At 53.9% G+C, this 24,770-nt stretch carries 27 protein-coding genes; 5 read left to right on the top strand and 22 right to left on the bottom strand.

The features are described 5' to 3' along the window. Positions 1–16: 16 nt before the first annotated feature. From cyoE to KU854_RS12445, 4 genes are read right to left on the bottom strand one after another with little or no spacing between them, the layout of a single operon-like run. Entirely contained in the window at positions 17–934 is a 918-nt protein-coding gene (gene cyoE / locus KU854_RS12460; RefSeq protein WP_218358859.1) for a heme o synthase, read from the bottom strand. Beyond that, positions 927–1,988, bottom strand: coding sequence for a COX15/CtaA family protein (locus tag KU854_RS12455; protein WP_218358858.1), 1,062 nt, complete (start codon positions 1,986–1,988; stop codon positions 927–929). The genes cyoE and KU854_RS12455 overlap by 8 nt, the downstream gene beginning before the upstream one ends. A gap of 14 nt (positions 1,989–2,002) precedes the next feature. Next, positions 2,003–2,530 (bottom strand): hypothetical protein, encoded by a 528-nt coding sequence (locus KU854_RS12450; protein ID WP_218358857.1) that lies wholly within the window; start codon positions 2,528–2,530, stop codon positions 2,003–2,005. Further along, complete coding sequence (locus KU854_RS12445; protein WP_218358856.1) at positions 2,527–3,207, bottom strand: SURF1 family protein; 681 nt, start codon at positions 3,205–3,207, stop codon at positions 2,527–2,529. Before KU854_RS12445 ends, KU854_RS12450 begins: the two co-directional genes overlap by 4 nt. Positions 3,208–3,283: 76 nt before the next feature. On the opposite strand from KU854_RS12445, the gene KU854_RS12440 reads away from it, so the two are divergent. Further along, positions 3,284–3,490, top strand: a complete 207-nt coding sequence (locus KU854_RS12440) for a DUF2909 domain-containing protein (RefSeq protein WP_218358855.1) — start codon at positions 3,284–3,286, stop codon at positions 3,488–3,490. Between the two features lie 3 nt (positions 3,491–3,493). On the opposite strand, the gene KU854_RS12435 is transcribed toward KU854_RS12440, so the two are convergent. From KU854_RS12435 to lexA, 5 genes are all read right to left on the bottom strand, one after another. Then, entirely contained in the window at positions 3,494–4,387 is an 894-nt protein-coding gene (locus KU854_RS12435) for a cytochrome c oxidase subunit 3 (RefSeq protein ID WP_218358854.1), read from the bottom strand. Between the two features lie 16 nt (positions 4,388–4,403). Then, positions 4,404–4,949 carry a cytochrome c oxidase assembly protein gene (locus KU854_RS12430; protein ID WP_218358853.1) on the bottom strand — a complete coding sequence of 182 codons (546 nt, stop codon included), beginning with the start codon at positions 4,947–4,949 and terminating at the stop codon, positions 4,404–4,406. Between the two features lie 9 nt (positions 4,950–4,958). Then, positions 4,959–6,545, bottom strand: a complete 1,587-nt coding sequence (gene ctaD, locus KU854_RS12425; RefSeq protein WP_218358852.1) for a cytochrome c oxidase subunit I — start codon at positions 6,543–6,545, stop codon at positions 4,959–4,961. 12 nt (positions 6,546–6,557) lie between these two features. After that, the gene (gene coxB / locus KU854_RS12420; protein WP_418885855.1) at positions 6,558–7,679 is read right to left on the bottom strand and encodes a cytochrome c oxidase subunit II; all 1,122 of its coding nucleotides are present in this window, start codon (positions 7,677–7,679) and stop codon (positions 6,558–6,560) included. Between the two features lie 447 nt (positions 7,680–8,126). Beyond that, on the bottom strand, positions 8,127–8,750 hold the full coding sequence (gene lexA / locus KU854_RS12415) for a transcriptional repressor LexA (RefSeq protein WP_218358850.1): 624 nt from the start codon (positions 8,748–8,750) through the stop codon (positions 8,127–8,129). A gap of 244 nt (positions 8,751–8,994) precedes the next feature. Here lexA and plsB point away from each other — a divergent pair, with 244 nt between their 5' ends. Further along, positions 8,995–11,424: a glycerol-3-phosphate 1-O-acyltransferase PlsB gene (gene plsB, locus KU854_RS12410; protein ID WP_218358849.1), complete on the top strand. Its 2,430-nt coding sequence runs from the start codon at positions 8,995–8,997 to the stop codon at positions 11,422–11,424. A 58-nt stretch (positions 11,425–11,482) separates the two neighbouring features. Here the strand turns inward: plsB and ubiA are convergent, their stop codons facing one another. Next, positions 11,483–12,343, bottom strand: a complete 861-nt coding sequence (gene ubiA, locus KU854_RS12405; protein ID WP_218358848.1) for a 4-hydroxybenzoate octaprenyltransferase — start codon at positions 12,341–12,343, stop codon at positions 11,483–11,485. Further along, the gene (locus tag KU854_RS12400; RefSeq protein WP_218358847.1) at positions 12,344–12,880 is read right to left on the bottom strand and encodes a chorismate--pyruvate lyase family protein; all 537 of its coding nucleotides are present in this window, start codon (positions 12,878–12,880) and stop codon (positions 12,344–12,346) included. Positions 12,881–13,037: 157 nt separating this feature from the next. Here KU854_RS12400 and KU854_RS12395 point away from each other — a divergent pair, with 157 nt between their 5' ends. Then, positions 13,038–13,448, top strand: coding sequence for a flagellar basal body-associated protein FliL (locus tag KU854_RS12395; protein ID WP_218358846.1), 411 nt, complete (start codon positions 13,038–13,040; stop codon positions 13,446–13,448). 74 nt (positions 13,449–13,522) lie between these two features. Here the strand turns inward: KU854_RS12395 and glpD are convergent, their stop codons facing one another. From glpD to ftsY, 8 genes are all read right to left on the bottom strand, one after another. Beyond that, positions 13,523–15,064: a glycerol-3-phosphate dehydrogenase gene (gene glpD / locus KU854_RS12390; protein ID WP_218358845.1), complete on the bottom strand. Its 1,542-nt coding sequence runs from the start codon at positions 15,062–15,064 to the stop codon at positions 13,523–13,525. 175 nt (positions 15,065–15,239) lie between these two features. Continuing rightward, a complete protein-coding gene (locus tag KU854_RS12385) occupies positions 15,240–16,001 on the bottom strand; it encodes a DeoR/GlpR family transcriptional regulator (protein ID WP_218358844.1) in 762 nt (253 codons plus the stop codon). Between the two features lie 79 nt (positions 16,002–16,080). Next, on the bottom strand, positions 16,081–16,917 hold the full coding sequence (glpG, locus tag KU854_RS12380; RefSeq protein ID WP_218358843.1) for a rhomboid family intramembrane serine protease GlpG: 837 nt from the start codon (positions 16,915–16,917) through the stop codon (positions 16,081–16,083). Between the two features lie 18 nt (positions 16,918–16,935). Further along, positions 16,936–17,268, bottom strand: coding sequence for a thiosulfate sulfurtransferase GlpE (glpE, locus tag KU854_RS12375; RefSeq protein ID WP_218358842.1), 333 nt, complete (start codon positions 17,266–17,268; stop codon positions 16,936–16,938). Positions 17,269–17,587: 319 nt separating this feature from the next. Beyond that, positions 17,588–18,451 carry an RNA polymerase sigma factor RpoH gene (gene rpoH, locus KU854_RS12370; RefSeq protein WP_218358841.1) on the bottom strand — a complete coding sequence of 288 codons (864 nt, stop codon included), beginning with the start codon at positions 18,449–18,451 and terminating at the stop codon, positions 17,588–17,590. A 122-nt stretch (positions 18,452–18,573) separates the two neighbouring features. After that, positions 18,574–19,479: a permease-like cell division protein FtsX gene (gene ftsX / locus KU854_RS12365; RefSeq protein WP_054779445.1), complete on the bottom strand. Its 906-nt coding sequence runs from the start codon at positions 19,477–19,479 to the stop codon at positions 18,574–18,576. Then, positions 19,472–20,137: a cell division ATP-binding protein FtsE gene (gene ftsE, locus KU854_RS12360; protein WP_218358840.1), complete on the bottom strand. Its 666-nt coding sequence runs from the start codon at positions 20,135–20,137 to the stop codon at positions 19,472–19,474. Before ftsE ends, ftsX begins: the two co-directional genes overlap by 8 nt. 5 nt (positions 20,138–20,142) lie before the next feature. Next, a complete protein-coding gene (gene ftsY, locus KU854_RS12355; protein ID WP_255555550.1) occupies positions 20,143–21,357 on the bottom strand; it encodes a signal recognition particle-docking protein FtsY in 1,215 nt (404 codons plus the stop codon). Between the two features lie 821 nt (positions 21,358–22,178). Here ftsY and rsmD point away from each other — a divergent pair. Next, positions 22,179–22,814 carry a 16S rRNA (guanine(966)-N(2))-methyltransferase RsmD gene (gene rsmD, locus KU854_RS12350; protein ID WP_218358838.1) on the top strand — a complete coding sequence of 212 codons (636 nt, stop codon included), beginning with the start codon at positions 22,179–22,181 and terminating at the stop codon, positions 22,812–22,814. Further along, a complete protein-coding gene (locus KU854_RS12345) occupies positions 22,811–23,083 on the top strand; it encodes a DUF1145 domain-containing protein (protein ID WP_054780496.1) in 273 nt (90 codons plus the stop codon). Before rsmD ends, KU854_RS12345 begins: the two co-directional genes overlap by 4 nt. Positions 23,084–23,144: 61 nt before the next feature. On the opposite strand, the gene KU854_RS12340 is transcribed toward KU854_RS12345, so the two are convergent. From KU854_RS12340 to KU854_RS12330, 3 genes are all read right to left on the bottom strand, one after another. Further along, entirely contained in the window at positions 23,145–23,381 is a 237-nt protein-coding gene (locus KU854_RS12340) for a YecH family metal-binding protein (RefSeq protein ID WP_218358837.1), read from the bottom strand. 108 nt (positions 23,382–23,489) lie between these two features. Continuing rightward, positions 23,490–23,804 (bottom strand): putative signal transducing protein, encoded by a 315-nt coding sequence (locus KU854_RS12335; RefSeq protein WP_218358836.1) that lies wholly within the window; start codon positions 23,802–23,804, stop codon positions 23,490–23,492. A 9-nt stretch (positions 23,805–23,813) separates the two neighbouring features. Then, positions 23,814–24,437 carry a lysoplasmalogenase gene (locus tag KU854_RS12330; protein WP_218358835.1) on the bottom strand — a complete coding sequence of 208 codons (624 nt, stop codon included), beginning with the start codon at positions 24,435–24,437 and terminating at the stop codon, positions 23,814–23,816. Positions 24,438–24,770: the final 333 nt, after the last annotated feature.

Genomic DNA, 24,770 nt, shown 5'->3' with positions numbered 1-24,770 from the left:
TTCATGCGTTGTGATACTAGGTCAAAGCATACCACGCATGATCCGCCAGAAGGGCGACAAAAAGCCCGAACACGTGCCAGATAGAATATTTGAAGGTTTGCCACGCCAGCCCTTTGCGATCGGCAAATTTGAGCTGCCAGGCGTACCAGACAAAACCGAGGTTGAGCGCCAGACTGCCGACGAGATAAATCACCCCGCTCATGCCAGCAAGCCAGGGCAACAAGCCAACGACAACCAGCAGCATGGTGTAGAGCAAAATCATGGTTTTGGTAAATTCAATACCATGGGTCACGGGCAACATAGGCACGCCTGCTTTGGCGTAATCTTTCTCGCGGTGAATAGCGAGCGCCCAGAAATGTGGCGGCGTCCAGGTAAAAATCAGCATCACCAGCAACAGCGCATGGGGGTCGAGCGTTCCGGTCACGGCGACCCAACCCAGCAGCGGTGGCATCGCTCCGGCCAGACCGCCAATCACAATATTCTGCGGCGTGGCATGTTTCAGCCAGACCGTGTACACCAGCGCATAGCCAATGAGGCTAGCAAAGGTCAGCCAGGCAACAAGCGCATTCAAGGTCCAGAGAACCGCGAAGCCCACCACCATAAGCAGGCAGCCGAACATCAATGCCTGCGTTGTACCCACCCGCCCTTTGGCGACAGGACGGTGAATGGTGCGCTGCATCTTCTGGTCAATACGCCTGTCAATCACATGGTTAAACACTGCCGCCGCCGCAGATTGCATACCAATCCCGAGCAGGCCCAGCACAACGACGTGGGCAGGTGGCAAGGCAGGCACGGCAAGGCACATTCCCACCATGGCCGTCAGCAGCAGCATGGCGACCACTTTGGGCTTGGTCAGCTCAAGGTAATCCCGCCAGTGAGGTATTCCTGCGGTGGAAACTCTGTTGGTGAGCGAAGGCGATGATGATTTAGCCATGGCTTAACCTCCCGGTATCCCGAAATGACGATGCACCCGATGGCACAAATTGCGATGAGAAAACCCCGAGCACAGTGCGTACTGTCACCAGTAACAGCAACAATCCCCCCAGGTTGTGGGCAACAGCCACCGGCAGCGGTAAATAAGCCACAACATTGGTCACACCGAGGGTGATTTGCAGCGCCAGCGCCGCGCCGAGCATCCATGACACTCCGCTCCCCAGCGGCTTTTTAACTGCGACCGCAAGCAGCAGTACCAGCGCGGTCACCAACATGGCACCCAGGCGGTGGGTAGCATGGATAGTCACCCGCTGGTCAAACCCCAGCACGCCATATTGGTAAGTGTGGTTTTCCGGACTCACCGGATGGAAGGCATCAAGGTCGTATTTTTCCACCCAGTCCACTTCGCACACCGGAAGCTGGGTACATACCAGTGCCGCGTAGTTGGCGGAGGTCCAGCCACCAAGTGCTATCTGCATCACCACCGCCAGCAGCGCCGCGAGACTCAAGGCTTTGAGCTTTCCGCCTATTGCCGGACGCCCAGCGGCATCACCGTCTTGCTGGATAGTGCTATCGATGCGCCTTCGTTCCATCAAGGCCAGCAGAAAAAGCAGGGTGACTGTGGTAAAGCCTCCCAACAGGTGCCCCATCACCACCACCGGCATCAGGTTCATGGTGACCGTCCACATCCCCAGTGCGGCCTGAAAGCAAACCACGCCAACCAGCAAAGTGGGTAACAAGCGGTAACGCCCAGGGACACGCCACGCCAGCACAGCAATCGCTGCTATCACCAACCCAAGCGTACCCGCCACATAGCGGTGGATCATTTCATTCCACGCCTTGTGAACCTCCACTGGCGCATGGGGGAAAGCTTCTGTCGCCTTTGCGATTTTTTCTTCTGAATGCGGCACGGTGAGAAAACCATAGCATCCCGGCCAGTCCGGGCAACCCAGCCCGGCTTCGGTTAATCGGGTGTAGGCACCCAATCCGACCACGATGACAGAAAGCAATAGTGCGCCATAGATAAGAGCCAGATAGCGTTTTTCTTTTTCCATATTCACCCTCTTCCTCAACCCACTTTGGACAGTTTCATCAGTTTGCGAAGGTCGCTCAAAAGCCCTTTGCTCTGGGTGATCTGTGCGGTTTCTTCTTCCGGAACGGGGTAGGCAAGGATCAGATTATTCAGTGGGTCGACAAGGTAGATAGCAGCGTCCGCATAAGGAAGGGCAGCGATGTCCTGCTGCTGTAGCGCATCCATTTCCTGCAGGGTGACATTGTCGCCCTGTGTTACACCGGCCGACGGCGGGGTGAGGAGGATACTGGCTACCCTGTCGCGCTCACGTCCTACCGCGACAGGGATTTGATTCAACTGGAACAGGGCGCTTTCGCAGCGGCGATCGCAGTCACCGTTCAGCGCATAAACCAACCGCCACTGGCCGGTGTGAGGCAGCCAGTCTGCCTGCACAGCTTCGGTCAGCAACTCTCCGTTATTGGTGACACCTTTGTGGAACCAGCCCATTTCGAGCACCAGTTTGGCCATGGCAACCGGTAAAACAAACACCAGGGTAACCAAGAGCAACGCTTTCTTTCCCTTCATCGCGACGTCCTCCTCCACCAGATGCCGAAGCCCACCACAACCACCAGAGCCAGTCCAAACCACTGCGCGGCGTAGGCATAATGTTTTTCGGGTTTCATCACCACCGGCTCCCAAACAGGAATGGCAGGCAGCGAAAATGTGTTGTCGGTGCTGTCCACAGCATTGACCCTGACCACCCAGGGAGACAATGTCAGCCCCATCGCCGGTCCAAGCAGTGAGGGTTCAATGGTCTGAACCCGGCGCGGCCAGCCCGTCTCGGTGTTGCCTCCACCCAGCACGATCCGTTTGGAAGGCTTGTCCAAAATGCCCCTGATGCCCTGAACCGAAGAAAGGGTTGGCAATTCGGGGAGTGACTCGCGGCTCGCTGGAGCCGCCACCCACCCCAGCTCTGCCAGTACCCATTGTCCGCCGCTTTGAAACGGTGCAAACCAGCGGTAACCGACACGTCCTTCGTGGGTCTGATTGTCCAACAGCACACTGCGGTCTTTTGCAAAACTACCGCTAAGTGAAACCCCGGCGCCCTTCCCGTCTGCAGCCTCCAACGATGTCACTGTCTGTTGGCTTTTTACTGCCAACGACTCCAGGAGCGCAGCTTTTTCTGCGCCACGGGACATTTGCCATAACCCCAGCTTGACCAGCAGTACAGCTGCCGCCACAGTGAATAGGAGAAACCCCACTCTTCTCAGTGAAGGTTTGCCCTTTGAGGTCGCCCTTTCACCGCGTTGATCACCGTTTTGACTCTCTGGAGGCGATATGCTGCTCAAAGGGATCCTCGTCTGTCTGCTGATATTTATTATCTACAACCTGTTCCGTGCCCTGCCGATCCTGGTGAAAGGGAAATCGGACGTCCCGATGTCGCGTTACCTTGGCCGCCGCGTGCTGTTTTCCGTCGTAGTGTTTGTCATTCTCCTGATTGCGCTGGCAACGGGCGCGATTGAACCCAATCCACGCCCTTACTGACCGCTAGAGGATGTAAACAAACACAAACAGGCACAGCCATACCACGTCCACAAAGTGCCAGTACCAGGCACCAGCCTGAAACGCGAAATGATGCTCTGGAGTCATATGCCCCTTCATGACCCTGAGCCAGATAATGAACAGGATCACTGACCCCAAGAAAACATGCATGCCGTGGAAACCGGTGAGCAGGAAGAATGTGTTGCCATAGACGCCCGAATCCAGACGCAGGTTAAGCTCTTCATAGGCATGGACATACTCTTCGGCCTGCAGGCCAAGGAAAATCCAGCCCAAAAGGACAGTCAGGCCCAGGAAGATTTTCAGCCGCTGGCGGTTGCCCTGCTCAAGGGCGACATGGGCAATATGAATGGTGATAGAAGAGGAAAGCAGAATTAGGGTGTTGATCAGAGGTAAACCCCACGCCCCCATGGCCGTGGTTTCCAGGCCGCCCGGCGTTTTCTCCAGCGGCCAGGTCGGAATGAAATCCGGCCACAACAACTCGGCTGTCATGGCATTGTTGCTCGCGCCGCCCAGCCAGGGCACAGCGATCAAGCGTGCGTAGAACAGTGCGCCAAAGAACGCGGCAAAGAACATCACTTCCGAGAAGATAAACCAGCTCATTCCCTGCCGAAACGAGCGATCCATCTGGTCTGAATAAAGCCCGCCGAGGGATTCTCGTATCACATCACGGAACCACCCCACCAGCATGATGATGAGCACACCGATACCGGCGAAAAGGATGTAAGGGCCGTTGCCGCCAAAAAGATCAGCAACCGTTGAACCGGCACCGACCGCGATAAAGAACAGCGCGATGGCGCCGACAATCGGCCAGGCACTTTGCGCCGGAACATAGTAGTGCTGGTATTCCTGTTGGACATCGTTTTGCGTTGGCGTTGTCATGATGACCTCACTGCGTTTATTGAGTCACAGGCTCGGGTTTAGCGCTGAACAGGGTGTAAGCCAGCGTCAGGGTGCTGATGTCTTCCGGCAACGCCGGATCGACATAAAATACCAGCGGAAGCTCGGCATCTTTTCCAGCATCCAGTGGCTGGCGGTTAAAACAGAAACATTCGATTTTATTCAGGTACTGGGCAGCAAGCCCCGGGGTGACAGACGGTACCGCCTGTCCCACAGCGCTTGTCGCGGTATTGTTTTTGGCATGATAGGCAATGGTCCGGGTCTCGCCGGGATGCACTTTGACTTTCTGCACTTCCGGCACAAAATCCCACCCCAGCCCAGGGTTGATATAGGCAACAAATTCGACCGTGACAGTGCGGGAGAAGTCCACCTGTTGGCTTTCAGCCGCCACACTGTTGTCCGTTTTGCCATTGATCCCCGTTATTTCACAAAAGACGTCATATAAGGGCACCAAGGCGTAGGCAAAACCAAACATCAGGAATGCCATGCCAGCCAGTTTCCAAGCCGAGCGACCATTTTTCCGGGTCTGATCCTGCTCACTCATAGGCCATCCTCAATCAATTTTCGGCGGCGTGGAGAAGGTGTGGTAAGGCGCAGGCGATGGAATCGTCCATTCAAGGCCTTCAGCACCTTCCCAGGGTTTAGCCGGTGCAGGCTCACCGCCACGCACACATTTGATCACCACGGCCAGAAAAATCAGCTGGGAAAAGCCAAACAGGAAACCGCCGACGCTGACAATGGCGTTGATGTCGGCAAACTGCAGCGCGTAATCCGGGATACGGCGCGGCATGCCGGCAAGGCCAAGGAAGTGCATGGGGAAGAACAGAATGTTGACCGAAATCAGTGAGCACCAGAAATGCCAGTTGGCGAGTTTCTTGTTGTACATATGCCCGGTCCATTTCGGCATCCAGTAATAAGCCGCCGCCATGATGGAGAAGATGGCACCGGAGACCAACACATAGTGGAAGTGAGCAACCACAAAGTAGGTATCATGGTACTGGAAATCCACCGGGGTAATCGCCAGCATCAGGCCGGAAAACCCGCCAATCGTGAACAGCACAATAAAGGCCAGCGCAAACAGCATGGGGGTTTCGAACGTCAGCGAGCCCCGCCACATGGTCGCCACCCAGTTGAACACTTTCACCCCGGTCGGCACCGAGATCAACATGGTGCAGTACATGAAAAAGAGCTCGGCAAACACCGGCATCCCGGTGGTGAACATGTGGTGCGCCCAAACCAAAAAGCTCAGACCGGCAATGGAGGCCGTCGCGTACACCATAGAGGCATAACCGAACAGCTTCTTACGCGAGAAGGTAGGAATAATGGCCGAGATAATGCCAAAGCTTGGCAAAATCATGATGTAAACCTCGGGGTGGCCAAAGAACCAGAAAATATGCTGGAACATCACAGGGTCGCCACCGCCTGCGGCATCAAAGAAAGAGGTGCCGAAGTACTTATCCGTGAGCACCATGGTGACCGCCCCCGCCAGAACCGGCATCACGGCAATCAGCAAAAATGCAGTGATAAACCAGGTCCAGACGAACAGGGGCATTTTCATGTAGGTCATGCCCGGCGCACGCAGGTTCATGATGGTGACGATAACGTTGATCGCCCCCATGATGGAGCTGATCCCCATGATGTGAACAGCAAACACGAACAGTGCCGTGCTGTCAGGCGAGTAAATGGTGGAAAGCGGCGCGTAAAAGGTCCAGCCAAAATTGGGGCCGCCCCCTTCCATAAACAGAGAGGAAAGAAGCATCAGGAAAGCGAAAGGCAAAATCCAGAAGCTCCAGTTGTTCATCCTCGGCAGTGCCATGTCCGGCGCGCCAATCATCAGCGGCACCATCCAGTTAGCGAGGCCGGTAAAGGCCGGCATCACCGCACCAAACACCATGATCAGGCCGTGAACTGTGGTCATCTGGTTGAAGAAATTCGGTTCAACCAACTGCAAACCCGGCTGGAACAATTCGGCGCGGATCACCAGTGCCATTGCCCCGCCGACCATAAACATGGTGAAGCTAAACACCAGGTACATGGTACCGATATCTTTGTGGTTGGTCGTCAGCAGCCACCGCATTATCCCGCGCGGTTTATGATCGTGGTCGTCATGGCCGACCTGATCCGGCGTCATATCTGTCATGGGTTTGCCTCCTTAAAGATCGTCGCCGTTGAGAACGGCATTGATCTGCGATGCCTGGATAGCATCGCCGGTGTTGTTGCCCCAGGCGTTACGTTCGTAAGTGATAACCGCAGCCAGCTCTTTCAGACCCAGTTGTGCACCGAAGGCCTGCATTGCCGTGCCCTGCTTACCATGAATCACGATATTGAGGTGATCGACCATACGCTCAGGCTTGGTCGCAATTTCTGACCCCACCAGACCCGGGAAAACGCCCGGTAAACCCAGACCGTTAACTTGGTGGCAGGCAGCGCAGCGGGCGTTGTAAACCTCTTCGCCCAGCGTCATCAGCTCATCCATATCCATGTTCATCGCCAGCAGTTTCTGCTCTTCATCACGCACCTTCTGCTGCTCGGCTGCCGTGGTCTGAACCCAGGCTTCAAACTCGTCCACCGGTTTGGCAATCACCACAATCGGCATAAAGCCATGGTCTTTGCCGCAAAGCTCCGCGCACTGGCCACGGTAAATGCCGGGCTCATCGATGCGCGTCCACGCTTCGTTGATAAAGCCGGGGTTGGCGTCTTTTTTCACAGCGAATGCCGGTACCCACCAGGAATGGATAACGTCTTCAGACGTGATAAGAAAACGCACCTTCTTGCCTACAGGCAGGACGAGAGGGCGGTCAACTTCCAGCAGGTAGGTTTCACGCTTTTTCTGCTCGCCATCTATCTGCGCGGGGGAGGTGGCAAGCAGGGAAAAATATTCCACGTTCTGGTCGAAATAGCGGTAATGCCATTTCCACTGGGAGCCGGTGACCTGAATGGTGATATCGGAATCGGACGGGTCTTCCATCGCCAGCAACACCTTGGTGGCGGGAATTGCCATAACGATCAGGATGACGAAGGGGATCAGTGTCCAGAGGATTTCCACCTTGGTACTTTCGTGGAAGTTCGCTGCCACCGCACCTTTGGATTTACGGTGGTGGATAATGGCCCAGAACATCAGACCAAAGACCACGACACCAATCGCAACACAAATCCAGAGGATGGTCATGTGAAGATCATAGACCTTCTCACTGATCTGCGTGACGCCGGGAGTCAGGTTAAAAGACGAATGTTCATTTGCAGCCAGCGCCGTGAAGGATGGCAGCAGAGCAATGAAGAAAAGCAATTGGCGAGTCGTCACCGCGTCCCTCCTCGTAATCGTTCATGCCACAAGTTGGAGTGTGAACTGGGTCAGGAAAATAGAAACTTCGGTTAACACTTTATTTACAACTAAAGCTAGGCAAGGAATAAGCAAAGAACAAAAAATGTACAACGGAAAACATAAAAACATGATATCTGCCACGAATTTACGAGATAAAGACAGTTGTATCATCGCCAATGAAAACGACGTTTTAGGCCGGACGTGCCCGTCCTGCAAGGGGGGAGTAATGTGCGGAAATCCCTGCATACACGGCAAAAGTGACTGACAAGGAATCAGACTGGAAATGTTTATAGGATGTTATCAAGAACGACGTGAACGCAAAGCGGGTTTTCGCTGGAAAAACAAAAGGCGACACAGGCACTCATGCCCATATCGCCCTTCACAATGCACCGGTGAAAATCACATCCAGTCGGTATTTCGGATCACACCGACAGCAATGCCTTCAATGGTGAGATTTTGCTGGGTCAGGTCAACTACAATTGGCGCAAACTCTTCGTTTTCGGCATGCAGCCAAACCTGGGTGCCTTTGCGCTCCAAACGTTTAACCGTGACATCGTCCTCAACACGCGCCACCACGACCTGCCCATTGCGGACATCCTGGGTTTTGTGCACTGCCAACAAATCGCCATCCATGATGCCGATGTCTTTCATACTCATACCGTTAACGCGCAGCAGGAAATCTGCATTTGGCTTGAACAGGTTAGGATCAACCTGATAGTGCATTTCTACGTGCTCTTGAGCCAGGATAGGTTCACCGGCAGCCACACGGCCAATCAGTGGTAACCCTTCCTCGTCGTTTGCAGCTTCGGTTTCCACCAACAGGCGGATCCCGCGCGACGCACCCGGCACGATTTCCAATACACCTTTACGCGCCAGCGCTTTCAAATGTTCTTCAGCGGCATTGGCTGAGCGGAACCCCAGTTCTTTCGCGATTTCAGCACGCGTTGGCGGCATACCGGTATCGTCGATTTTTGCTTTGATCAAATCAAAGACTTGCTGCTGTCTAGCGGTTAACGGCTTCATAGTTTGACCTGTCTTTTTATACAGTTAACTGTGAGTATATCCAGTGTTTAACCACTTGAAAAGGCGCATTTTGCATCAATTGGCCTCATTCACCGTGCCACGGTCACAGTTTTCATTTGTTGCGATGAAACACGAATGCGACACATCTGCTGCAATACCCATGAGAAACGTGTCTTTTCGCTGCAAGTTCGGGGACGATTTCTGCTAGACTTGCGTCGCACAAAATATAAGAGGCTGCGCTCAGATGTCTGCTCGCCAATCGATGTATCACAAATTATTGAATTTACCGCTGTCGGTGCTGGTGAAGACCATCAGTATTCCGTCAGACCCCATCGCCCAGCTGGACCTCGACCTGTCCCGCCCGATGGTTTATGTACTGCCATTCCGCTCTCATACCGACCTGCTGACCCTGCGCAGCAGCTGCCTGCAACTAGGCCTGCCTGATCCGCTCGAACCGCTCGAGCTCGGCGGCAAAACCCTGCGACGCTATGTGTTTATCTCTGAAGGTAAGCGCATGTTTGAAAGCAGCGATCCGGTACCCCAGGAATCCATAGAACTCTTTACTGAGCTGCTGGAGCTGCACAAACGCGACAGCGAACTGGATATCCAGCTGGTACCCGCTTCCGTGGTATGGGACCGCAACCCAGGCAATGAATCACGCCCTGCGGCGGCGACCCTACAGGCCATGAATGGCCTGCAGAAGTTCTACACCATTTTGACGTTGGGCCGTGACAGCATGGTACGCCTGAGCAACGCAGTATCCCTGCGTTATATGGCGGACAAGCACGGCACTGACACCACCATCGCCTACAAACTGGCGCGCGTGGCAAAAATCCACTTCTCACGCCAGAAACTGGCGGCTTCCGGCCCGAATCTGCCGAACCGTCAGGCCCTGTTCAAGCGACTGCTGGCATCCAAAGCCATCGACAAAGCAGTACAGGACGAGGCAGAAAGCCGCAATGTACCGGTTGAAAAAGTGCGCAAAGAAGCCATCGACATGATGGAAGAGATTGCAGCGGATTTCTCACCGAGCCTCATTCGCTATGGTGATCGCGTCCTGACCTGGCTTTGGAACAAGCTGTATCAAGGCATTAATATCAACAATGCCGAGCGCGTGCGTAAGCTGGCCCAAGACGGTCATGAGATTGTCTATGTGCCGTGTCACCGCTCACACATGGACTACCTGCTGCTGTCTTACGTCCTTTATAAAGAAGGCTTGGTACCACCGCACATTGCAGCGGGTGTTAACCTGAACTTCTTCCCGGCAGGCCCGATTTTCCGCCGTGGCGGTGCGTTTTTCCTGCGCCGTACTTTCAAAGGTAACCGTCTCTATTCGACCGTGTTCCGTGAATACCTTGCCGAGCTGTTTGCCAAAGGTTATTCCGTAGAATACTTCTCCGAAGGCGGCCGCTCACGCACCGGTCGTCTGTTGCCAGCGAAAACCGGCATGCTGGCCATGACCATCCAGGCCATGCTTCGTGGCCTCAAGCGTCCAGTAACTCTAGTGCCTGTCTACATCGGCTATGAGCACGTGATGGAAGTGAGCACCTACGCCAAGGAGCTTCAGGGCAAACGCAAGGAAAAAGAGAACTTCAGCCAGGTAGTGGGTATCGTGCGCAAGCTGCGAAACTACGGCAAAGGCTATGTGAACTTCGGTGAGCCGATTCCGGTGAACCATTTCCTGAATGAGAAAGCACCGGAGTGGCAAAAGGACATCGACCCGATTGAGCCTCAGCGTCCAAACTGGCTCAATCCTGTGGTGAACGAGCTGGCCGACCGCATGATGACCAAAATCAACGATGCTGCTGCTGCCAACGCCCTGACCCTGTGTGCCACAGCCCTGCTGGCTTCGCGCCAACGCGCGCTAAGCCGTGAAGCGCTGGAACAGCAACTGACGATTTACCTTGAACTGCTGCGTCAGGTACCGTATTCAGCGACCAGTACAGTACCGACAGACTCGGCGCAGGAGCTGGTTGAGCATGCACTGAGCCTGAACAAGTTCGTGGTAGAGAAAGACTCTTTGGGTGAAGTGATTTCGCTGGACCGCCAACAGGCGATCCTGATGACCTTCTACCGCAACAACATCATCCATCTGTTTGCCGTACCGTCACTGGTGGCACAGATGCTGACGTTCAAGACCAGTGTCCACCGCAGTATGCTGTTTGACACCGTGCGCCGTCTCTATCCGCTGCTGAAAGCAGAGCTGTTTATGAGCTTTGATGATGCGTCACTGGAAAGCTATCTGGATGCGACCCTGATTGAGATGGAGCGACAGTCACTGATCATCGTTGACGGTGAAACCATCAGCCGCAACCCGGCGAAGCTGACCCAGCTTCAGCTGCTCGGCCGCACTATTGCCGAAACGCTGCAGCGTTATGCAATCACCCTGACCCTGTTCAGCCATGAGCCAGACACATCGAAGTCCGACCTTGAGCAGCAGAGCCAGATGATGGCACAGCGCCTGAGCCGCCTACACGGTATCAACGCGCCGGAGTTCTTTGATAAAGGGGTGTTCTCTACCCTGCTCAACTCACTGCGCGAGGAAGGCTACCTCAATGAGGATGACCATGCCCGTACTGACAAGGTGGAAGCGCTGCGCGAATCTGTCTTCGGCCTGATCTCGCCGGAAGTGCAGCTCACCATCGAAGCGATACAGAGCCACTCGGCAGAATAAGTCCCAACAAAAAACCCTCGCCATGCGAGGGTTTTCTTTTTCTGATGCCACCAGTGTATTACTTAAGAATGACAGCCAGCGCGAAGCCAATAAAAATCAGCATCCCAACATAGTTGTTGTTCAGGAAGGCTTTAAAGCAGGCATCACGCTCACGTTGGCGTGCCAGCCACTGCTGGTAAACAAACAGAGCAGAAGCCGCAAGCAGGAACCAGTAATAAACGGTGGCAAGCTGGCTCAGATAGCCCACCAGCGTCAGCAGCAGTAACGTCACCAATTGCAGCAGGCCAACGGCGATTTTGTCATATCTGCCAAACAGGATGGCTGAAGACTTGATGCCAATTTTCAGGTCATCATCACGGTCGACCATGGCATACAGGGTGTCGTAGGCCACTGTCCATGCCACGTTGGCGAGAAACAGCATCCAGGCGACCGGCGGCAATTCACCGGATTGCGCCGCATACGCCATCGGGATCGCCCAGCTGAACGCCATTCCCAGTACCAGTTGTGGCATATGGGTGTAACGCTTCATAAAGGGATAGACCGAGGCCAGAAGCACGGCGACAACAGACAATTTGATGGTGAGGGGATCGAGGGTCAGCACCAGTAAAAAGGCGCCGAGGATAAGAAGGCCGAACAAGGCCAGCGCTTCTTTGGCTGTCACCAGACCGGATGGCAGCGGACGTGCTTTGGTGCGCTTCACATGACCGTCGAAATTGCGGTCTGCAAAATCATTAATCACACAGCCTGCCGCGCGCATCATCACCACACCCAGCACAAACACCACCAGCACATTCAGTGACGGCCAGCCGTCGGCGGCCAGAAACAGTGCCCAGAGTGTTGGCCAGAGCAGCAGTAGGCTGCCAATCGGCCTGTCCATTCGCGTCAGCTGCCAGAAAGCACGGGCTTTGGCTGCATCCATTTAGCCTTCCTCCTGATAAATCGGTGCATGCGGCAGGAACAATTCAGATACCAGCATCGGTTTTTCATTTACCCACAGGCGTGAACGGCGCGCCAGCAAAACCGCACCATCAATGGTCAGGTGTGCCACTTCTATCGCATCGCGGCGAGCATTGGCCTGGTTAAATACCCGGTGTCCAAGCGGGACTGCACCCAGCTCCGCAATGTCCTTTTCCTGTTCAGTCAGGGTAGACATGGGCACCAGAGTACGGGCACACAGCCAGGCTGTATCATCACCGGAAAGCACCACCTCACGCACCATGCAGGTCTCGTCCCCCAACAAGGCACGTTCACTCTCTGAGAGTGCCCCGCGCTCAATTTCATGCAGTCCTAATACGTCGACAGTCAGGGTGTCGCAATGGGCTTTCAAGCGTTCCGTCATGGAGTGACGCTCCAGGAGCCAATTTCCTTCCCATGTTGGTTCCAGCCGCTGCCAGTCTGGTGTCTCCCAGTTTGCCTCCACCAGAGCTTGTATGTGTAATTGCTTGAAATCTGACATGTTATCCTGAGCCAAAGAGCAAAAAAACCACAAAACTTTCGCCGAATCGGCCAATAATGTTTAGTATTAGAAGTGCGCTATTGTACACAGCTGTGCCTGCTCGCGCGCAGCTAAACTACCATAAGAGATTGATTAAATCCGGGGTTTGGCAAAAACCATGAAAAAAAATATCACCGTTGTTTTCGCCTTGTTCTTGTCGCTGCTGTTTACCGTCCCTTCCGTCGCTTCGGAGGAAGATGAGGCACCGCAATTCAGCTACTATACGATGGAGCCTGAGATCACCACCAACTTTATTACGGAAGGTCGAAAACTCGGATTTATCAATATCCGTGTCGATCTCATGGTGGATGACCCGTCATTGATCCAAATGCTGGAGTATCACCAGCCGCTGATCCGCGACACCATTATCGAGGTGTTGAGTCAGGAAAATGAAGTGCGTGTAAAGTCGCTGTCCGGTCGTGAAGCGATACGCAAAGCCTGTCTGGAAAAGGTCAATGAAATCTTGTTGGCTGAAACCAACCAGAAAATACTGGCAGATTTGCTGTTTACTAAATATCTCTATCAGTAAACCGGCTTTACCGATAAAGGCGTACCCAAGTACGCCTTTTTTGTTTTCTTCCCTGTGTGGTTTGCGCCCTGCCGTCAGGCGGGTATTGACGCGCTGTCAGCAATGGTCGCATGATGGCTGGCCAGGTAATCAGCCACGGCCTGCTGCTCTTGTTTGGAGAGGTACAGTCCAAGCTTTGTGCGGCGCCACAGTAAATCCTCAGCCGTCTGTACATATTCTGCCGACACCAGATAATCCACTTCCCGCGCAGTCAATCCGTGACCAAAAGACAGCCCCAGCTCTGACTCATCTTTCACGCCATCCAGCCAAACCCAGATGCGGCTGCCATAGGTGGTTGCCAGACGCTGTACAGTAAAGGTATCCATCCATGGGAAAGTCGCGGCCAGTTTTTTCTCCACGTCCGCGGCAGAGGTAATCCCCTCACCGCCCGGCAAGGCACTGTTGGCCGTCCAGTCCTCTCCCATATCAGCAAAGAACGGCGACAGCTTGTTCACTGCAGCTCGCGCCAGTTTGCGATAGGTGGTCAGTTTGCCGCCGAAAATAGAAAGGATCGGTGCATCACCGCCATTGTCTTCCAGCTCCAGCGTGTAGTCGCGGGTGATCGCCTGCGGTGAGTCTGACTCATCATCACAAAGCGGGCGCACACCGCTGTAAGTCCACACCACATCATTCCTGCTGAGGGGAGATTTGAAGTGCTGGTTGTAAACACTCAGAAGGTACTCGACCTCTTTGTCTTCAATCGCCACATCGCGCGGGTTGCCTTTGTATTCGACATCCGTGGTACCAATCACGGAAAAGCGATCCAGATACGGAAGCACGAAGACGATGCGCCCATCTTCGTTTTGCAGGATATAGGCACTCGGTTCATTGTGTACCCGTGGCACTACGATATGGCTGCCCTTGATTAAACGGATACCACGCGGGGATTTGAGTGTTGTGCCCTGATCGAAAAATTCTTTGACCCAAGGACCCGCCGCGTTAACCAGAACTTTAGCTTTACGGGTGAGAGTAGTGTTGGCAATTTCATCATGAAGCGTCACTTCCCAGATGCCATTGTTGCGCTCGGCACGGGTGACTTTACAGCGGTTACGCACCTCCGCACCGCGCTCCGCCGCATCCATGACATTCAGGATCACCAAACGCGCATCATCCACCCAACAATCCGAGTATTCAAAGCCTTTGGTGATGTTTGGCTTCAGCACCGAGTCCTCACCGAAACGGATACCTTTACTGGCCGACAATGTGGTGCGCTTGCCCAGATGATCATAGAGGAAAAGGCCGATACGGATCATCCACGCGGGACGCAAATGGGGACGGTGCGGCAGGCGAAAACGCATCGGCCAAGCAAGGTGTGGGGCTTTTTTCAGGATCACTTCCCGCTCAGCCAACGCTTCGCTGACCAGCCTGAATTCATAGTGCTCAAGATAACGCAAACCGCCATGGATAAGTTTGGAGCTGGCAGATGACGTGGCAGAAGCAAAGTCGGCAGCATCATACAGTCCGACACGCAGACCCCGGCCACTGGCGTCTGCTGCAATACCCGCCCCATTAATCCCGCCGCCGACCACAATCAAGTCGAGAATGTCGTTATTGCCCTGCAGCTCTTTCGTTTCCATGCCATCTCCCTATTGCGTTACGCTCACATAGAGCGCTCATTCGAGCATTTAACTTTCGATTTCGAACATTCTAGTACAGAAAAGCGCAAGACCCAATGATCAAATGACGAAAATTTCCGCGAAATGCGCGCACAAAAAAACCGCCTTGCGGCGGTTTAGTACTGAATGCATGCGGTTAGCCGATCACTTCAACCCGTGTCCCGGCTTCTTTAAGCAGCCCTTGTAAGGGCTCAGGCAAGGGGGCATCCAGGAACAGGTGATCGATTTGGGTCAGGTTACCCACATTCACCATGGCGTTGCGGCCAAACTTGGTGTGGTCAGCAGCAAGGAGGACAGAGCGGCTGTTTTCCATGATCGCCTGTTTGACACGCACCTCATGGTAGTCAAAGTCCAGCAGGCTGCCGTCAAGGTCAATGCCGCTGATCCCGAGAATGCCGAAATCCAGACGAAACTGGGAGACGAAGTCCAGCGTCGCTTCCCCCATAATGCCACCGTCACGGTTGCGCACTTCGCCGCCCGCCATGATGATGCGAAAGTCCTCTTTCGCCATCAGGATGCTGGCAGCATTGAGATTGTTGGTCACAATGCGCAGATCCTGATGGTTCAGCAAAGCACGTGCAACCGCTTCCGGCGTGGTACCGATATCGATAAACAGGGTCGCACCGTCAGGAATATGGGCGACCAGCGCCTGAGCCAGCCTGTTTTTGGCCTGCAACTGCATCTCTTTACGCGCATTGTAAGCCGTGTTGACGGAGCTGGATGGAATGGTGGCCCCGCCGTGCTGGCGACGGATTTTGTTTTCTGTCGCGAGTTCATTGAGATCGCGGCGGATTGTCTGCGGGCTGACATCAAAATGCGCCACCAAATCATCGGTGCTGACATACCCCTTGCTGCGGACAAGGTCGAGAATTTCCTGATGGCGTTGTATCTGTTTCACTGCATCCCCTGCGTAAAAATGTGCATCGCCACCAGTTTACGCTGCAAGGTTGCCAATGCCAACGTGAAGCACACAGGCTTTATGTGGCTTTGCGAAGCTTGGCATCGAACAACCCGATTGCACAGCCGGAAACCAGACCAAACAGATGCGCCATGTTGGCAATGGCCATGCCGAACGGCTCGAAAAAGCCCACCACCAGCCACAGCAGCATAAAGCCGACGTAAGCAGGCTCGATGGAAAGACCGCGCTCAGGTGCCAGTGTGCCCATTAGCCACAGGTAACCCAACAGTGCATATACCACACCGGACATCCCGCCAAAAGCAGGGCCGTCAAACACATATTGGCCAAGGCCGGAGAACAGTGCGGTCAGCAGGAACAGTTGCATCAGTTTGGCACTGCCAGACTGTTTTTCAATCCGCCCGCCAAGCACCCACCACCACAGCAGGTTGAAGATGATGTGGGTGGCAGAAAAATGCAGTAAGGCATGGGTAAACAGCCGCCAAAGCTGCCATTGCTGTGATTCACCGGCAGGGAAATGCAGCAGGGAGAAAACATCGTTGCCAAAGCCAAGGGTCAACCCGGCATAGACAACAATACAAACCACCATGATAAACAAGGTGAAGGGCCCTGAATTTTGTTTCAGGGACGCCATTATCCCCTGGCGCGGGTAGTAGAAACGGGCAGTACGGCTTTCCGCCATGTCCCAGGAGGCGGCCTGATACTTTTCCGCCATCGGGTTTTGCAAAAACGCCTCCAGTTCGGCATGCGCTTCCACCTCAAGCTGGCTGTCAGCCAGCCAGAGGGCAAACTGCCCTTCGCCCTCGGGCATCAGTTTGATGTCGATATTGCGTGAAGCCATGTAATCAATGAAAGCCTGTGCCGCACGCGGGTTGGAAAGTGCAATCAACCGTACCATAGTGCCCCTTCTTAAAGGTTATTCAGTTCCTGCTGCTACCGGTAAAGCCTGTCGAAGCCAGGCAGCAAAGCCACCATCTACACTGTACACCTGCTCAAAGCCTTGGTTAACAAGATATTGTGCCGCGCCCTGACTGCTGTTGCCATGGTAACAGATCACCAGCACGGGCTGACCGTAGTCCACCTCTTGCGTAAACTGCACCAGCGTGTCGTTGGTCAGGTGAAATGCGCCCTGTGGATGAGATTGCAGAAATGACTGAGGATCCCGGATGTCCGCCATAACAGCGTGATGATCATCACTTTCCAGCATTGCCAAAGCATCGGTCACAGAGATATGCGCAAATTGTTCCATGAGTTATACCCTTTCCACTCCGTCATAGTATCCAAAGGTTTGAGCCATTCAATGCGCCCGGAACCTGTAATGCTCCATTGTACATGACTTTTTTCTTAAGCTTGCCACGAAGAAGTTACGGGCTTTGTATGCTTTTTCGCCACCTGTGGAAAAGACTGTGGATTGCGTTGATAAAGTGGGATCAGAAGAAAGGATCCACAACATATAGTGTTGATCGTAATAAAACTGTGGACAACTTATCCGGACACAGGCAGAAAGCGGATCAACAGGCACAAAAAAACCGGCAAAATGCCGGTTTTCACCATCGGGCTGGGGGCGATCACAGAGCGTCGCCCACCGCCTCTTTCAGTTTACGCATCGCGTTCTTTTCCAGTTGGCGAATACGTTCTGCAGATACCTGGTAGTGATCAGCCAGTTCCTGCAATGTTGCTTTGTTGTCGTCGTCCAGCCAACGGGAACGGATAATGTGTTGGCTGCGCTCATCCAAACCTGACATGGCCTGGGCTAAACGACGGTTTGCATGGTCTTCCCAGTTCTGGGATTCCAGATTTGTCGCGACATCTGAACTTTTGTCTTCCAGATAGAAAACAGGCGCTACGGCACCACCGTCACGCTCGTCGTCATCAGCGCCGGCGTCAAACCCTGCATCTTGCGCAGCAAGACGGGATTCCATCTCACGGACTTCCGCCGCATCAACGCCCAGTTGCTCCGCAACCATATTCACTTCTTCAGCGTTGAACCAACCCAAACGCTTTTTCGATTTACGCAGGTTGAAGAACAGCTTGCGTTGCGCTTTGGTGGTCGCGACTTTCACGATACGCCAGTTTCGCAGGACGTATTCGTGGATTTCCGCTTTGATCCAGTGAACAGCGAACGACACAAGACGCACACCCACTTCTGGGTTAAAACGCTTAACGGCCTTCATCAGACCGATGTTGCCTTCCTGAACCAGATCAGACACTGGCAATCCGTAACCGGAATAACCACGGGCAATATGAACAACAAAGCGAAGATGAGAAAGGATCAGGCTTTTTGCCGCATCCAGATCTTCTTCATAGTGCAGACGTTCTGCCAGCTCGCGCTCCTCTTCCGCAGTCAGCATTGGATAGCTGTTTACCTGCTGTAGATAGCTATCAAGGCTATCTTGGGAGATGGGGGCCAGTGCATACATCTCTGCTGTCATTTTCACCTCTTTTCGAATCATTCGAACATTTTTACGCCATTCAAGGCGACCGACATACTCTACTTGAGTTCAAAAAAACTGCAACCCTGAGTCGATGTCATTCCTTTTCAGACCTGCCAATATTAAACAGGTTCAATATCCCGCAAATGTTTTCCCGTCGCCAGACGCGCTGCCAACCAGCCAATCAGCCCTGTCACCATCAGAAGAATAAAACCTTCATCGATGCCAAGACCCATCAGCCTGAAGCCACTGCTATATAATGTAGCCAATTTTGCCACGGCTGCATCAATCAGCAGGCTATTCACAGCAGTGACCAACCAGGCAACCACGGCGCCTGCCAGTGCCAACCACACGCCTGTATATAAATACGGGCGAAGGATATAGCTGTCAGTGGCACCCACCAGCTTCATGACCTGAATTTCCTGCTTTTGGTTCAACACCTGTAAACGCAGGGTATTGCCGATAATCAAAAACACTGCCAGTAACATCAGACCGGAGAACACCCAGGTTAATGTCAAAATAAGCGATTCAATGGCTGCGAGGCGCTGGAGCCAGTCGCTGTCGAGGCGCACTTCTTCCACTTCAGACTGGGTACGTAGCTTGGATGCCAGCCCCGTCACATCTTCCGCCTGGTCACTGACCGGCGTCAGCACGACCACTGCGGGCAACGGGTTGTCATCCAACAAACTCACGGCCTCTTCAAAGCCCTGAATCTGGCGAAGCTCGGTCAAGCCGTCTTCCGGCGAGATAAATTCCGCTGTGGCCACTTCCGGCCAGCCTTTGAGAGTATCACCAAAATCCTGCGCACGGGATTGTGGCATCGACTCCAGGTAAACCGTCAGCTGGTTTGGTGCCTGCCATTCAGAGGTCACTGCCACCACATTTTTGGCCAGCATAAACAGGGTTGCCGGCAGCGCCAGCGCAAATGCCAGCGCCAGTACAGTCAGTACATTGCCCAGCGGTTTTGCCAACAGGTCGCGCAGCGCCTGACCACCTTGCTGCTTATGCAGCGAGAAATAGTTAGCCACGCACCACCTCCGACAAATGACCCTGGTTAAGCTCAAAACGGCGCATGTCATAGCGGCTGAGCAATGACGTATCGTGGGTTGCCATCAGCACCGTCACGCCCACCTGGTTGAACTGACGGAACAGCTCCATGATTTGCGCCGACAGTGCTGCATCCAGGTTACCGGTTGGCTCATCCGCCACCAGCACCATAGGCCGGTTGACCACAGCGCGGGCAATACCGACGCGCTGCTGCTCACCACCGGAAAGCTGGATGGGCAAACATCCGGCTTTATCCAGCAAGCCCACTTTATCCAGCGCCGCTGAGACACGCTTTTTGATGTCGTTTTCGCTCGCCTGTTCAATACGCAGCGGCAAAGCTACGTTGTCGAAAACGCTGCGGTCCATCAAAAGCTTGTGATCTTGAAAAATCACACCGATATGACGACGCAGGAAAGGGATCTCTTTTCGGCTGATCTGGCCGATATCATGGCCGTTAAACAGGATTTGCCCGTCACTTGGCCGTTCAATCGCACACAGCAATTTCAGCAGGGTGCTTTTTCCCGCGCCAGAGTGACCGGTAAGAAACGCCATGTCGCCTTTGGGTAAGTGAAAACTCACTTTCTGTAATGCCTGTTGCCCACCGCGGTAGGCTTTACTTACCTGCTGAAACTGGATCACGCCGGTCAGTCCTCCTGACTAAACAGTGCTTCGATAAAGTCTTCCGCCACAAACGGGCGCAGATCGTCGATGCCTTCACCCACACCGATATAACGGATTGGGATATTAAACTGATCAGCAACGGCGAAGATCACGCCACCTTTCGCTGTACCGTCAAGCTTGGTCAGGGTAATGCCTGACAGCGGCGCGATGTCGTTGAACAGACGCGCCTGGCTGATCGCGTTCTGGCCGGTACCTGCGTCAATGGTCAGCATGATTTCATGCGGCGCATTCTCATCAAGCTTTTTCATCACGCGGACGATTTTCTTCAGCTCTTCCATCAGGTTAGCTTTGTTTTGCAGACGGCCTGCCGTGTCAGCAATGACCACGTCGACGTTACGTGCTTTTGCAGCCTCAATCGCGTCATAGATCACTGATGCACTATCTGCACCTGTGTGCTGGGCGATCACAGGCACGTTATTGCGCTCACCCCATACCTGCAGCTGTTCAACCGCTGCGGCACGGAAGGTATCACCTGCCGCCAGCATGACGGACTTACCCTGCTGCTGGAATTGTTTGGCCAGCTTACCGATGGTGGTGGTTTTACCCACACCATTCACGCCAACCATCAGAATAACGAACGGGCCGTCTTTCTTTTCCACTTCAAGCGGTTTTTCTACCTTGCTCAGGATTTCAGCCATCTCTTGTTTGAGCAGGCCGTACAGCGCTTCACCGTCTTTCAGCTCTTTACGCGACGCTTTGTCGGTCAGGCTGTTGATGATCTTGGTGGTGGTGTCCATGCCGACATCAGCAATCAACAGCTGCTCTTCAAGTTCTTCAAACAGCTCATCGTCGATTTTCTTGCCACTGAACAGACCAAAGAAACCGGCACCCAGGTTGGCTTTGGTTTTTTGAAGACCGCGCTTCAATCGGGCGAAGAAACCTTCGCGCTTTGGTTTTTCCTGCTCAGCCTGTGCTTTAGCTTGTGCTTCCGCTGCTAAACGGGCTTCTTCTTCAGCTTGTGCCTTCGCTTGGGCTTCCGCCGCCAGACGTGCGGCTTCTTCGGCTTCTGCCTTCGCTTGTGCTTCCGCGGCCAGACGTGCTGCTTCTTCAGCTTCTGCCTTCGCTTCTGCTTCCGCCGCCAGACGTGCGGCTTCTTCTGCCTCTGCCTTGGCTTGTGCTTCTGCCGCCAAACGCGCTGCTTCTTCAGCTTCTGCCTTCGCTTGTGCTTCCGCCGCCAGACGTGCGGCTTCTTCGGCTTCTGCCTTCGCTTGTGCTTCCGCGGCCAGACGCGCTGCTTCTTCAGCATCTGCCTTCGCTTGTGCTTCCGCCGCCAGACGTGCGGCTTCTTCGGCTTCTGCCTTGGCTTGCGCTTCCGCCGCCAGACGTGCGGCTTCTTCGGCTTCTGCCTTCGCTTGTGCTTCCGCGGCCAGACGCGCTGCTTCTTCTGCCTCTGCCTTGGCTTGCGCTTCCGCCGCCAGACGTGCGGCTTCTTCTGCCTCTGCCTTGGCTTGTGCTTCTGCCGCCAAACGCGCTGCTTCTTCAGCTTCTGCCTTCGCTTGTGCTTCCGCCGCCAGACGTGCGGCTTCTTCTGCCTCTGCCTTGGTTTGTGCTTCCGCCGCCAGGCGTGCCGCTTCTTCCGCTTCTGCCTTGGCTTGTGCTTCCGCCGCTAAACGGGCTTCTTCTTCAGCGTGCGCTTTGGCTTCTGCCTCCGCTTTTAAACGCGCTTCTTCTGCGGCTTTTTGCTGTTCTTCTTTTTCGTCATTTTTTCGGCCGAAACCCAGCCAGGACATAAATCCGCGTTTCTTTTTTTCTGCCATTGGCAAATCCTAAAGCTTGATTGGTACAATCGGCGCGATAACAGCGAGCTGATCTAAAACTGTGAACACTGCGCCTTTTCATGCAGTGTGGTAACGGCGGGTAAATGCATTCCTTTTCGACGCAGCAGCCTTGGCGAAAGTAGCCAATAAGCCCTTACGTCGCGAACTTTGTATGAATGGGGAAATGCAGAGCCGTTACCGAACGCGTATAGTCTAACACCTTCTTAGCGGTCAAAAAATCTATGGTACGACGTAACCCGAAAAACCCAGCCAGCCGAAACACTGGTCGTGGCAATGCTTCACCCGCCAACAATGGCGGTGGTTCAGGTTTTGTCCGCATCATTGCGGGCAAATGGCGCGGACGTAAATTGCCGGTCAAAAATGTTGAGGGTCTGCGACCGACCACAGATCGCGTAAAAGAAACGGTCTTTAACTGGCTGGCTGCGGACTTGTACGAAGCCCGTTGTCTGGATGTATTCGCCGGCAGTGGCGGTTTGGGGTTGGAAGCTTTGTCGCGCCAGGCGGAGCAGGTCACCTTGCTGGAACTGGATAAAGGTGCGGCGACCCAAATCAGCCAGAACCTGGCCACGCTGAAGGCCGATAATGCCGTGGTGCATAACACTGATGCCCTGACGTTTCTGTCCAAACCCGGCCAGCCTTTCGATGTGGTATTTATCGACCCGCCATTTCGTAAAGATCTGCTGAGTGATGTTTTCAGCAAACTGGAGCAGAACGGCTGGCTAAGCCACAACGCCCTGATCTACATTGAGGCAGAGCGCGAACTGGGATTGCCTGAAGTGCCAACCCACTGGGACATGATTAAGGAAAAACATGCCGGACAGGTAAGTTTCCGGTTGTATCAAAGAGAGGAAAAATGAAAGCACTTATCCTGTTAGCGAAAGCCGCCATCGGTTTTGTCTGGTTTGTTCTGATCGCCAATATCGTCCATCCGTTTCCGGGTGTGGCAGCCATGGCGCTCTACATCATGACCGCATTCCTGTTCTGTATGCATGGCCTGCAGATGCTGATTTTTATCGGCGCATTTGGTGACAAGATTTCCATGACGCGCTGGGAAAAGTGGTCAATCCTGCTGTTCGGGATTTTTGCCCTGCTCGATATTCGCCGCAAATATATGGTCGGGAAGTAACACTTCCCGGAATGACAAAAGGCCTCGCTTGAGGCCTTTTGTGTTTTTGCTACAGCGAGAATCAGTGATTACACACCCGCGCAGTATTGACGGACAGTTCACCCATCTCATCAAAGATTTTTTTGCGGCGGCGCAAAAATTCCAGCACTTCGCTGAAGGAAAGTCCCTGCTGGCTGCAGGTGTGGAATCTCGCGTTTTCACCCCACTGCGCCACCACCCATTCGGTCAGTGCGGCTTCAGACAGCGGCTGTTGCTTGAGGTGGTTCAGGATTTCGTGGACATGAATAGATGCAGGCATCTGGACTCCGGCGTTGGTAGTAATAACCGCGCAATGGAACCATGTTCAGAGGGTTGGGACGTTGATATGGCGCAAAGGTTGTACACAAACCGCGCAAAGCAGCGACTGTCAGTCCCGCTCGCTGCGCGCCGTTCCACATTGCCAGCAAATCTCGAAGCTGCCACTGTTTTCTTCCCCGCAACCGGCGCAGTGCCAGACAGTGTCGGCCTGCTCTTCATAATCCCTCAGTGCGCCGAGCGCCTGGGATTCGCGGTTTGCATCGACCCAAAGGGTGACCGCAATGGCATCTGCCGGCAGTTCACCGGTCGCGCTGGATAATGACTCCCCTTTCAGCACGACATCGATACCCAAGGCTTCCAGCATCCCTTTCAGACTGTGCGCCTCCAGTGAATTGCCTGCGCTATACACCTGCACCCAGGACATCATCTGCCTTTAACTGAGCGCTGACAGGGTGATCAGCCCCTGCGCGCAGAAGTAAGTGCCCATAATCAGCAGCACGGAAGTGCGGAACGGGCCTTTAAATCGCTCAAACGCCAGCACAGTATCAGACACCATAAAGAGCAAAGCACCGCCAAATGCATAGGCTGCTGGTTGTGAGTGGGTATTCATCCAGAACTCTCCCGCGCCCCAGGCCATCTGGGCAATCACGGCGATATAAAGACCAACCGGCAACAGCAAGGCACCGAGATTCGGCAGCAACAACAGGAATATGATCACCCCTGCTGCGCCAATCATAGAGGGCAGCCACCACACCATCGGGCCTTCAAACTGCTGCCAGAACGCAACACTGTAGAGGATATGGGCGACGAGGAAACTGAGCAGGCCGGGGATAAACCGGTCTTTGGGCAACATGAGAAAAATGTCGCCTACCAGGGAAAACAGCAGCCCGGCAAGGATCAGGTGGGTATAGGCACTGGGCTCTGCACCCATTGCGGCAATAGCCATCATCAGGGCGATGGTCAGCGGTTTGAACAGGTAAAATTGCCAGCGGGGGCCCTTGTATGCCGCGCTGATATGGAGCAGGCCAGAAAAGCAAACGGCAAACCAACTCAACATGATCTTTTCCCTTAAAAATCGAGCCAACCAAGTCTAGAGATGCGAGATGGAATGTCTACTGCTGACCTCTCAGAAAGCGAACAAGGCATCAAAATGCGTGGCTGTTTTTGTCCGCAAATTCCCCACAAAGAATATGTATTTTTGCCTCTCTGTCCGTCTCAATTTCACGAATACATTGAAGAGAAAGCAATAAAAAAGCACCCTTTCGGGTAATGCCGATCAGTTAAGAGATAAATGATCGGTTGAACGATCCAACAGATGGCTTATAAAGGCTCTAAGTCCCCATACTTAGAGCCTTTTATTTTGCAATTGACCACAGCCCTTACCCTCGCG

This window comes from Enterovibrio paralichthyis, from assembly GCF_019209835.1.
In the GTDB taxonomy this organism is placed as follows: Bacteria; Pseudomonadota; Gammaproteobacteria; order Enterobacterales; family Vibrionaceae; genus Enterovibrio; species Enterovibrio paralichthyis.
The sequence above is the reverse complement of the archived record's forward strand: the minus strand, read 5'-3'. Positions and strand labels throughout refer to the sequence as shown.